This is a genomic window from Aeromonas sp. BIGb0405, from assembly GCF_024807335.1.
Taxonomy (GTDB): domain Bacteria; phylum Pseudomonadota; class Gammaproteobacteria; order Enterobacterales; family Aeromonadaceae; genus Aeromonas; species Aeromonas rivuli.
Window position 1 is genome coordinate 798,189 of the sequence record NZ_JANUEP010000001.1, and the last position, 11,108, is coordinate 809,296.

Annotated in this window: 4 protein-coding genes; all 4 read right to left on the reverse strand. The window is 66.3% G+C overall.

Annotated features, from left to right (window positions below):
- Position 1: 1 nt before the first annotated feature.
- From M2366_RS03740 to M2366_RS03755, 4 genes are read right to left on the reverse strand one after another with little or no spacing between them, the layout of a single operon-like run.
- A complete protein-coding gene (locus M2366_RS03740) occupies positions 2-6,307 on the reverse strand; it encodes a non-ribosomal peptide synthetase (RefSeq protein ID WP_259268990.1) in 6,306 nt (2,101 codons plus the stop codon).
- A gap of 14 nt (positions 6,308-6,321) precedes the next feature.
- Positions 6,322-7,071, reverse strand: a complete 750-nt coding sequence (gene dhbA / locus M2366_RS03745; RefSeq protein WP_224432954.1) for a 2,3-dihydro-2,3-dihydroxybenzoate dehydrogenase — start codon at positions 7,069-7,071, stop codon at positions 6,322-6,324.
- Between the two features lie 32 nt (positions 7,072-7,103).
- The gene (gene amoF / locus M2366_RS03750) at positions 7,104-10,193 is read right to left on the reverse strand and encodes an amonabactin biosynthesis non-ribosomal peptide synthetase AmoF (RefSeq protein ID WP_259268991.1); all 3,090 of its coding nucleotides are present in this window, start codon (positions 10,191-10,193) and stop codon (positions 7,104-7,106) included.
- Positions 10,190-11,107, reverse strand: a complete 918-nt coding sequence (locus M2366_RS03755; RefSeq protein WP_259268992.1) for an isochorismatase family protein — start codon at positions 11,105-11,107, stop codon at positions 10,190-10,192. The genes amoF and M2366_RS03755 overlap by 4 nt, the downstream gene beginning before the upstream one ends.
- Position 11,108 lies beyond the last annotated feature (1 nt).

Consider the following 11,108-nt stretch of genomic DNA (forward strand, 5'->3'; position numbering starts at 1 on the left):
GTCATGACACCGCCTCCGCCAGACGCACCAGCCAGTGGTTGAACAGTGCGCTGGGTGAGGCATGGGCCTTGAGATCCCGCAGGGTCAGCGGCTGGTGATCCGCCGCAAAGGCCCGATTCAGCGCCGCCAGCAGGGTGAGCTGCTGCACCGAATCCACCCCGAGCCCGGTCAGGCTCTGCTGCCAGCTCGCCCCCTCGCCGCAGTGTTGCTGCCACAGGGCCAGCAGACGACGGGCCTGGGGATCCTGGGCCAAGGCATCGACCGGACAGGCCTCGCACTGCGCAGGGGCCAGGCTCGGAGCCACTGCACGGGCCGCCTCGACGCCCGCCAAACGAGCGGGCTCGGTCAAGGAGACCTGTGCCAGCCATTCAAGCTCCGCCATCCACTGCCCCAGGACCGCCTCGGCGCGTTCACGCCCTATCAGCTCGCCATCGTATTCGAAGCGCAGATTGAGTTGCCCGCCACGGGCATTCACCACCAGGGAGAGCGGCAGCTCCACCTTCTCGACCACGCTGCCAAAGTGCGGCATCAGCTGATGGGGCTCCAGCGTCCGGGGCCGCGCCGGCATGGGGTAGTTCTCGAACACGAACAGGCTCTGGAACAGACGAGCCCGGCCCTTGGTCAGGGCGGCGAGGGACTGGGTGCCGTGCTGGTTGAGGGCCAGCGAGTCCCGTTGCAGCTGCGCGATGTGCTGCCCGAGGCTCGCCTCGGTGCGCCAATCCAGGGCGAGCGGCAGGCTGTTGATATAGAGCCCGACGCTGTCGGTGATCCCCTCGATGGGGAAGTCCCGGCCCGGGGTCACGTTGCCGACCAGGGTGACCTCGTCGCCGCACTGGCGAGCGAGCAGCCGATGCCAGGCATACTGGGCCAACAGCCCGGCGGTCACGCCGAGCTCGCGGGCCCGACTTTCCAGTTGGGTAGAGATACCTGATGCCAGGGTCTGGCCGCAGACCTCGGGTCTGTGCTGGGTCAAGTGCGGCTCCAGTGCCACCCCGAACAGGGCGGCCAGATCGTTGGGCCGTGCCAGCAAGTGGGCGCGCCCCTTCCAATAGGCCTCATGCTCGGCTCTGTGACTGGCGATATGGCGGCCGAATTCGAGCCAGGCCCGGTCCGGACTTGGCTGCGGCAGCCGCTCGTCGAGCTCGGCCTGCTGCATCCCCTGTTGATAGTGACGATGCAGGCTACCCAGCAGCACAGGGCCGCTCCAGCCATCCAGCACCCCATGGTGAGCGCTCAGGATCACCCTATGGTGATCGGGGGCCAGTTTGAAACAGGCGATGCGCAGCAGCGGGGCTTTGTCCAGCGCAATGGGCCGGGCCAAGTCCTGCTGGCGATAGGCCGCGATGTGTGCCTCGGCCTGCACGTCGCCAGACAAGTCCTCATAGTGGAGCGGCAGCTCGGCGTGGCGCAGGATACGCTGCAGGGCAACGCCCTCCTCCACCAGCAAGGCGGCGCGCAGCACGGGCCAGCGGGCGAGCTGCCCCTGCCAGGCGGCCTGGTAGACAGTCACATCCAGCCCCTGGTGATAGTCCATCTCGGTCTGCAGGTGGTAGGCGCTATCTCTGGGGGCCAGCGCCCTGTGATAGACCATGCTCTCCTGCAAAGAGGTCATGGGCAGCAGGGTCTCGACCTCGCCCCCTGCCAGCCGCGGATCCAGTACCCGATCCAGCGCACTCTGGCAGAGCGGCAGCCCGGGGAAGTCACTCGGGGTGTGGCGCGGCGACTGCACCGCGCAGCAAGCCTCGACCAGCGCCGCCAGATTGGCCGCCAGGGCCGTCATCAGGGCGTCGCTCGCCCCTTGGTTGAGGGCACCGACCTGACGCAGGGTGAGGCAACCGCCGTAAACACCGCCGTGCAGACTGATGAGCTCGCGCGGCAGGTTCTGTGGCGCCGAGGGTTGGCCCGGCGCGATGGGCAATGGCTGCCAGGGGGCAGGCGTGCCTCTGTGGGAGACCCCCAGATAGTTGAAGACGATGGCAGATTGCGGCAAGGCGTGGGGCAACCCCTGACCACGAGGGTGGTGCAGGCCCAGGGCGTTGAAGCCCACCCCCTTGTCCGGCACCGCCCGCAGCCGCTCCTTGGTATCGCACACCAGATCCCCCCAGTTGCCCTGGTTGGCCAGCGCCAGCGGATAGGTGCTGGTAAACCAGCCGAGGGTGCGGCTCACATCCAGTCGCGGATCGATAGCTTCACGGCCGTGCCCCTCCAGCATCACGCACTGCTTGGCGCCGTAGCCGAGATCGCAGAGGGTGCGGGTCAGGGCCGCCAGCAGCAAGTCCGGCACCTGGGTGAAGTGAGCCCGATTGGCCTCATCAATGAGGCGAGCCGTGGTATTTTCATCAAGGCGCAGCAGGCTGGCGGCTGCGCGGCCATCCGGGGCGCGCTGCGCCTCCAGCAGCCGCTGATCCATACCTTTCCCCTGGGCCTGCCAGAATGCCAGCTGCTGCTCTTCACGCAAGGCATAGGCCTTGAGCCCCTCGCCCCACTGGCGGTAGCTGCTGCCCTTGGGTGCCAGTTCTCTGCCCTCGGCGAGACGCACCAGATCTTCGGCCAGGATGCGCCAGGAGACGGCATCGATGACCAGATGGTGGAAGGCGATAAAGAGCCCTTCAACCGGCGCTGCGTCCGCCTCGCTCGCGAGATTGCAAAGCCGGGCCCAGGCCAGGGTCTGGCCGAGCTCGGGCTGGAAGGAGCCCTGCCAGCGGGTCAGGCGAGCCTGCAACTCGGCCTCATCCAGTCCGGCCGCGTCCAGCACATGTAGGGGGGGCAGCGCCAGTTCGGGCAGATAGCGTTGGCCTGTCTCGGTCACGGCCAGACGCAGGGCGTCATGGTGAGCAGTCAGGGTATTCATCCAGCCAGTCAGGGCGGCGTCGTCGATACCGGCGGGCAGGCGCAGGATCACCCCCTGGTTCCAGTGACCGGACTTGGCGAAGCCCTGCTCGAAGAACCAGTGCTGGATCGGGTGCAGGGGGAATTCCCCCTCGAGCACGCCCTGCTCCGTCAGGTGGTTGACGACTTGCTGTTGACCGAGCTGGCGGCAGAGGCGGCGCACCGTCTTGGCCTCGAACACATCTTTCACGCTGCAGTGCAGCCCGGCATCCCGCAGCCGGGTGGTGAGCTGGATGCTGAGGATGGAATCCCCGCCGAGGCGGAAGAAGTCATCCTCGACCCCAAGGGGCTGCTTGAGCACCCCTTGCCAGATGGCGAGCACTTGTCGCTCCAGCTCATCCTTGGCCTCGCTCTTGCTCTGCTGCCAGTCGATGGCGGGCAGGCGGCGCAAGTCCAGCTTGCCGTTGGGGGTGAGCGGCATCTCGGGCAGCCAACAGAGCTTCACCGGCACCATGTATTCCGGCAGCTGTTCACCGGCCCGTTGCAACAGCGCCTCGCCATCTGGCTGCGTAGCGCCTGACTGCAAGCAGGCATAGGCCAGCAGGCGGCCCTGTTGCACCACCACCTTGATCTGGCGGATGGCGGGCTCCAACGCCGCAATCTGGGTTTCTATCTCGCCCGGCTCGATGCGATAGCCGCGCAGCTTGATCTGCTCGTCCAGTCGGCCCAGATAGCTGACATTGCCATCGCGGCGCAGCAGGGCACGATCGCCGGTGCGATAGAGGCGATAAGTCTGACCATCAAGAGTGAGCTCGACGAAGGCCTCATTGGTACGCTCCGGCAAGTTGAGGTAGCCACGGGCCAGGCCGAGCCCGGCCAGGCAGAGCTCGCCGGGTACCCCGACCGGGCAGGGGTTGCCTGCCTCGTCCAGGATCAGCGCTTTTAAATTGCTGATGGGCTGGCCTATGGTGATGGGCGCCCCCGGGCTGAGCCGCGCGCAGAGCGCCGTGACGGTGCACTCGGTCGGGCCGTACATGTTAAACAGCGCCACCCTGTCTCCCCAGCGATCCACCAGGCTGCTCGGGCAGGCTTCGCCGCCAAAGCCGATGGCCTTGAGGGAGCCGAGATCCGCTGGCGGCAGCAGATTGGCCAGCAGGGCAGTGGGCAATATCATATGGCTGGCGCCGCACGCCATGGCCCCATCGATCACCCCCTCCCCCGGCTCGCCGAAGTGCAGGGCCGCGCCGCAAGAGAGCGGCAGCAGGGTGGTCATGTTGCCCGCATCGAACGAGAGGGACATGCAGTTGAACATGGCGCCGTTCTGATCGAGGGCGATGCGCGCCCCGTGATCCCCCATCAGGTTGACCAGGCTGCCCTGCTCCACCATGACTCCCTTCGGCAAACCTGTGGAGCCCGAGGTGTAGATGATCTGGGCCAGCATGGCGGCGTCCCGGGGGATGGCGGGGGCGCTGGTTGGCAGCCCATCCAGCGCCAGCCGATGCAGGTTGTGGTAACCGGCAGCCGTGCCCGCCAGCGCCTCCCCAAGCCGCGCATCCGGCTCGCCCCCTAGCACCAGCGCGATGCCAGCGTCGCTCAGGATATGGGCCAGCCGCTCGGCAGGATAGGCGGGATCGAGCGGCACATAGGCCGCCCCCGCCTTCCAGCAAGCCAAGAGGCCAATGACGAAGGCAGCGTCCCGCCTGGCCTGGATGCCGATGGCGGCGCCCGGGGTCACCCCCTGGGCCTGCAGCCAGTGGGCCAGCCGGTTGGCGCGCTCTTCCAGCTCGCCGTAACTCAGGGCACCCTCGCCGTCACTCACCGCCAGGGCGTCTGGACGGGACGCTGCGCGACGTTCGAACTGGCAGAGCAGGGTGTCGCGGCTGGGGTAGTCCTGCGGCAGGCTGGCCAGCTCGGCGGCGAGCGCGGCACTGTCTGTACCCGCTTCCAGGGGCAGTTGCCAGATATCGGTCTCCGGGGCCGCCACCACGGCGCGCATCAAATGCAGCAGGCGATCGGCGTAAGACTCGATGGTGGCGCGCTCGAACAGGGCGGTGGCGAACAGCCAGTCCACCCTGACGGAATCCATCAGCTCGGTTACCTTGACCGAGATGTCGGTCTTGGCGGGCAGCACCGGCGAGGTCTCCTCCAGCAGCTGGCAGCCGGGAATGAGATCGTTGAAATCCACCTTGGCCTGATAGACCAGCATGATCTGGAAGATGGGGTTGATGGCGGTGGTGCGATCGGCGCCTATTGCCTCGGCCAGCGCCTCGAAGCGGTAGAGCTGGTGATCGAAGGCCGCCAGATCCTCCTCCCGGCACTGCTGCAGATAGTCGATAAAGCTGGGCTTACCGCTGAGTTGAGTGCGCAGTACCAGGGTATTGACGAAGAAGCCCACCAGAGACTCGATTTCGTGGCGCTCGCGGTAGGCGAGCGGGGTGCCGATGACGATTTCCTTTTCGCCGCTCTGGCGCACCATCAGCAGGGCGAACAGGGCGTGCAGACCGATAAAATTCGAGGTGCTATGGCGCTGGCAGAGGCGCTTGAAGCTCTCCCACAGGGCGTTGTCTATGGTGGAGAAGACCAGCTCGCCGCCGCTGGCCTGATGGGCCGGGCGCGGCTTGTCCAGCGGCAGGCCATGTACCTCGGGGCTGCCGCCGAGCCTGTCCACCCAAAACGGCTTGAACTCGGCGTGATAATCGAGAAAACGCGGGGAGTTGAACCAGCGGGCATAGTCGAGGTAGGTGAGCGGCAACTCGGCCACGCTCAAGGACTCCCGGTTCTGATGGGCCAGGAAGGCGCGCTTGAGATCGGCGAACATGTTCTTGACCGACCAGCCGTCGGAGATGATGTGGTGCTGGGTGATGAGCAGCACGTGCTCGCGGCTGCCGAGGCGGATCAGGTGCACCCGGCTGAGATCCCCCTGGGTCAGGGAGAAGGGGCGCCCTATCTCTTCGCGCACCCGGCGGGCCACATAGGCCTCGCGCTCGGCAATGGGCTCTGCGCTCACATCCTCTATCTGCAACTTGAAGGGCGTATGGGGCAGGATCTCCTGGGCCCCCCTGCCCACCTCGTCCTTGACGAAGCGGGTACGCATGCTGGGGTGGCGGGCAAACAGGTGATCGAAGGCAAATTCCAGGGCGGCCGTGTCCAGCTCGCCACTGACCCGGAAGTAGACCGGCATGTTGTAGAGGTGGGAGGCCTCTTCGTACTGCTCGATAAACCAGAGTCCGCTCTGGGAGGAGGAGAGCGGCCCCTGCTGGGCGCCTTTCGTTTCAATCTGGGCAAGGATGGGGGCCTCGAAGGCGGCGCGGGCCGCCAGGCAGCGCACCAGCTCATCCTTGTGCGCCTTGATGAGGGCGCCGATGGCCGGGGTCACCGCCTCCTTGCTCGATTGGGAGATGAGCTGGCCCTTGTCATTCAGGGCCAGCTTCACCCCCTGCCGCTCCAGCTGTTTCAACAGCAAAATCATATTGTTCATCTGTTTCTCAGACCTCAGGCACTCAAGGTGGCGCCGCCATCGACGACCAGATCCTGCAGGGTGATGTGACTGGCCAAGTCCGAGGCCAGGAAGAGGACGGTATTGGCAATCTCCGCCGGGGTGGCGATCTTGTTCAGTGGTATACCGAGCTTGAACTGATCCGGCAGCCCTTTGATGGTGCGGGCCATGGCCGCCTCATCCGGCAACATGCCGCGCAGCATTTCGGTATCCGTCGAGCCCGGTGACACCAGGTTGACCCGCACGCCGAAGGTTGCCAGCTCCAGCCCGACCGTCTGGGTCAGGCTGGTGACCGCCGCCTTGGAGGCGCAGTAGGCCGCCATCTGCATGCGCGGCACATGGGCGGCGTTGGAGCCGATGGTGACGATGGCGCCGCGCTGCTGCCCCTTGAAGTGGGGCACCAGGGCCCGCAAGAGATAGAAGACGCCGCTGGCGTTGACCCCTATGCAGTCATCCCAATCCGCGTCGCTCAGGGTTTCGGTGGGGCCGAGGCGCAACACCCCGGCCCCGTTGACCAGCACATCCAGCCCGCCATCGGCCAGCAGCCGTTCACAGCAGGCATTGACCGCACCTGAGTCGCGAATGTCCAGCAGCCGGGTGGCGAAGGGGTAATCCGCATGGGGGAAGGCTTGATCCAGCCCGATCACCTCGGCGCCGGCGGCGACGAACTGCTGTGCCACCTCGCGCCCTATGCCACGGCCGGCCCCGGTCACCCAGACCCGCTTGCCGGTGAAATCAAAGGCCATCTTTTGCTGCTCCTGCTTCATCACTGTCTCCATCACCACACCATCTCCACGCTCTCTTCGTCTTCAGTCAGCTTGCCGTCGAGGAAGCGGCAGAAATCATCGAGGCGCGGGTGATCGAACACGTCGGAGACCTTGACCTGCACCCCGAACTCGGCGCCGAGCCGGTTCACTATCTGTATGGTCTGCAGGGACTGGCCCCCCAGCTCGAAGAAGTTGTCCGCAGGCGCCATGGTGGCCAGCCCCAGGATCTGCTGCCAGATGGCGCCAACCCTGTTCTCGGTCTCGCTGCCCAGGGTCAGGGCTTCCCCACCCGCCTGGTACTGGGCCAGCAGCCCCTTACGATCCAGCTTGTTGGAGCCGGTGCGGGGCAGTTGATCAAAGTGGCGATAGTCGGTGGGGATCATGGCGGCGGGCAGCACTTTGGCGAGCTGCCCCTTGATGACCCGGCTGTCGCGCTCGGCCCCGGCCACGAAGGCCACCAGCCGGCGCACATTGCCGATGCTCACCCCCTGCACGCAGGCCTCATCCACCCCGGGCAGGGCCAGCAGCTGGGCCTCCACCTCGCCGGGCTGGATGCGATAGCCGCTTATCTTGAACTCGTTGTCACGGCGCCCCAGGTAGACCAGACGACCGGCCACCCAGCGCACCCGATCGCCGGTGCGATAGACGGGCAGATCCCCCTCACCGATCCTCAGGGTGCCAAAGCTTCCCGTAACGCCGCCCACATAGCCGTTGGCGAGCTGCGGGCCGAGCAGCACCAGCTCCCCCTCCTCGGCGGGTTGCTCCCCCGCCCCCAGAATGAGCGCCTGCATGCCAGGCAGCGGCAGGCCGATGGGCAGCTGGGCCTGGGTCGGATCTTCCCCTTGCAGCTCATGAGTAGTGACCACCACCGTGGTCTCGGTGGGGCCGTAGGTGTTGAACAGGCGCACATCAAGGCGGCCCTGGCGCTGCCACTGGGCCAGCTGCTCGGGGTAGACAGCCTCGCCACCGATGATGACGGTGGCGAGCGATGCCGGAATATGGGCCTGACCCGCCCCCAGCGACACCACCCACTCGTTCCAGAAGGCGGTAGGCAAATCGAGATGGGTGATCCCCTGCTGCTCTATCCCGGCCACGAAGGCGGGAATGGATTCGAGCAGGGCGTCGGTGCGCAGCACCAGGGTCGCACCGGCGCTCAGGGTGGCAAACACCTCCTCGATGCTGGCGTCGAAGTTGAAGGGGGCGAACTGCAGCATCCGCGCGCCTTCATCCAGGTGATAACGGCAGCGGGCGGCGGCGGCGAAGTGATCCAGGGCGCCGTGGCTGATGGCTACCCCCTTGGGCAGACCGGTCGAGCCCGAGGTGAACATCAGATAGGCCAGGGCGTTGCCGCTGGCGGGTTGGCAGAGGCGATCCGCGCTCACCAGATCCCCGGCCAACAGGGTGCGGCCTTCAAACAGGCTGGCCAGCTTGTGGCGATATTCGGCCTGGGTGATCAGGGTCTTTACCTCCCCCAGCCGCAGGATATGGCCCTGACGCTCCAGGGGCTGCTCGGGATCCAGCGGCACATAGACAGCGCCGGCCAGCAGCACCGCCAGCTGGGCGAAGATGGCCTGGGGAGAGCGAGAGAGCATGACGCCGACCCGCTCCCCCGGCTGCACGCCTGCGGCCTGCAGGGCTGCGGCCATCTGCTCGGCGCGGGCCAGCAGCCCTTCGTAGGTAAAGCGGGCCTCTCCCTGCTCCAGCGCTATCTTGTCCGGGGTGTGCGCCGCGAAGTGACAGAGCGCGTCCAGCACCGGCTGCACCTTGAGCTGCTCGTGGGCGGGGCCGCAGATAAGGGCCCCCTGACGCTGCTCGGCCAGCCAGTCGGCCTTGAGAGTGCCCAGGGTCAGGGCTGGCTGGGCCAGCCAGCGACCCAGCAGGGTGAACAGGGTATCGGCGATGGCCGCCAGATCCCCCTGCTGGTAGCAGCCGGGGTTGGCGTCCAGATCCAGCCTGGGCTGGCCGTCGACGCCGACCTGGATTTCGATGGTGAGATCCTCCACCGGCCCGGCGCTGATGTTGAGGATATGAGCACTGAGCGGCCCGAAGCGGCGGGCATGGTCGAACGGCATGATATTGACCAGGGGGCCAAACAGCCGCTTGTCGCCCCCCACCAGACCAAGGTCGCGGCGCAGCAGCTCGTAGCGATAGTGTTGATGCTTGCGCACCCCGCGCTTGGCCTTGGCCACGGCGCCTGCGGCCCCCGCCAGATCGCTCTCATCATTGAGTGCCAGCGCCAGGGGAGTGATGTTCATCTGCATGCAGGGCACGGTCAGGGACGCCGAGCCGATGCGGTTCATCATCATCAGGCCGAGCAGGGTCTCGCGCTGGCCGCTGGCAAGGGACAACTGGGCCGAGAGACCGGCCAGCAGCAGATCCGGCCAGCCCAGCTTGTGCTCGTCGGCAAAGCCGGTCAGGGATTGCCACAGTGCCGCCGGCAGCGGGCGGCTCTCGCGAATAAACTCGGCGGCGATGGGGGCGCGGGCCTCGCCAAAGGACTTCACCTCGGGCCAGTCCTGCAACTGCTCCTGCCAGAAGCTGCGGGCGGCGGCGTTCTTGCCACTCGAATCCCGGGTCAGCTCCTCGGCCAACACCTCGGCCAAACCGCCAAAGGGAGAAGGAGAGCACAAGGCCCCCTGCAACGCCTCGCCATAGAGCTCGGCGATGCGCTGGAACAGCAGGGTGGTGCCAAAGCCGTCCAGAGCGATGTGATGCACGCAGCTGTAGAGGAAGTCGCGGCCGGGGCCGCGCAGCAGGGCGAAGCGGCAGGGGGATTCGCGGGTCAGCTCGAACGGACGGCGCAGATCCGCCCAGGCCCAGGCGCGGGCGGCGGCCTCGTCGTCACTCGCAAGGTTCACCTCGCCATAGGCGAGCGGTGCCTCGTCCGAGACGAAGCAGACCGCCTCCCCGTTCTGCTCGAAGTGGCCCTTGAGGGCCTCGCACTCACCCACAGCCCGGCTGAGCGCGACCACCAGCAGGTTGCCATCGACCTTGCCATCGAAGGCGATGCACTCGGCGGTGTTGAATATCGCCTTGTCATCATTGAGCAGATGACCGGACCAGAGCCCCTGCTGGGGAATGGTGAGGGGGAAGCGACTCATGGGGTCACCTCCAAGGTTTTTTGCTCAGCCAGCTTAGACTCCACCAGGCGCCACCAGCCATTGAGGGTCGGCGTCTTGGCCAAGTCCACGAAGCCGAGCTCCACCCCGGCGGCGCGCCACTCGGTGAGCAGGGACATGATGCGCACCGAGTCGAGACCGTAGTCGATGAGGTTCTCGTCCGCATCGAACTCTTCTTCATCCTCGTCGATATGGCTCAGCAGCCTGGCCTTGAGCCCGTCATAGCTCAGCAAGGGGTTCTGCTCTTCTGCTTGAGCCGCCTTGGCCACTGGTGCTATGGCCAGCACCTCCTCGCAAAGCACTACCTTGCCGCAGCGGGTCGCCACGTAGTCGAGCGCCATCTGGTGGTCGGCCAGGGAGAAGTCCGCCACCCCGTCTGCCAGGAAGAAGGGCTGGATGTCGCGCATAAAGGCGTCGCAGGCGGTCATCATGCAGCCGATATGGCCGTAGATGCCGCCGATGATGAGCTGATCCCGGCCTTGGGCCTTGAGCATCTGCTCGAACTCGGAGCGCTGGAAGGCGCTGTAGCGCCACTTGACCAGTACTGTGTCGTCGCGCTCCGGGCGCAGCGCTGCCACCACCTGTTGCAGCTCGGGACTCTTGTTCAGACCCGGGCCCCACATGTCGTTGAGCAGGGCGCGATCCTCTGGCGCCTGATCCTTGGGCTGGGCCGTGTAGTAAACCGGAATGCCGAGGGCCTTGCAGTGCAGGCGCACCGCCGCCAGGCGCTCGGTGAGTTCCGCGATCAGCGGGCTGTGCTCGCCATAGAAGGCGGTGAAGTACTCCTGCATGTCGTGGATGAGCAGGGCGGCGCGGCGCGGCTCCAGGGTCCAGCTGACCTTGTTGGCCTTCCATTGGCTGGGCATGGCGTAATTGTTCAGAGTAGGGATAGCCATA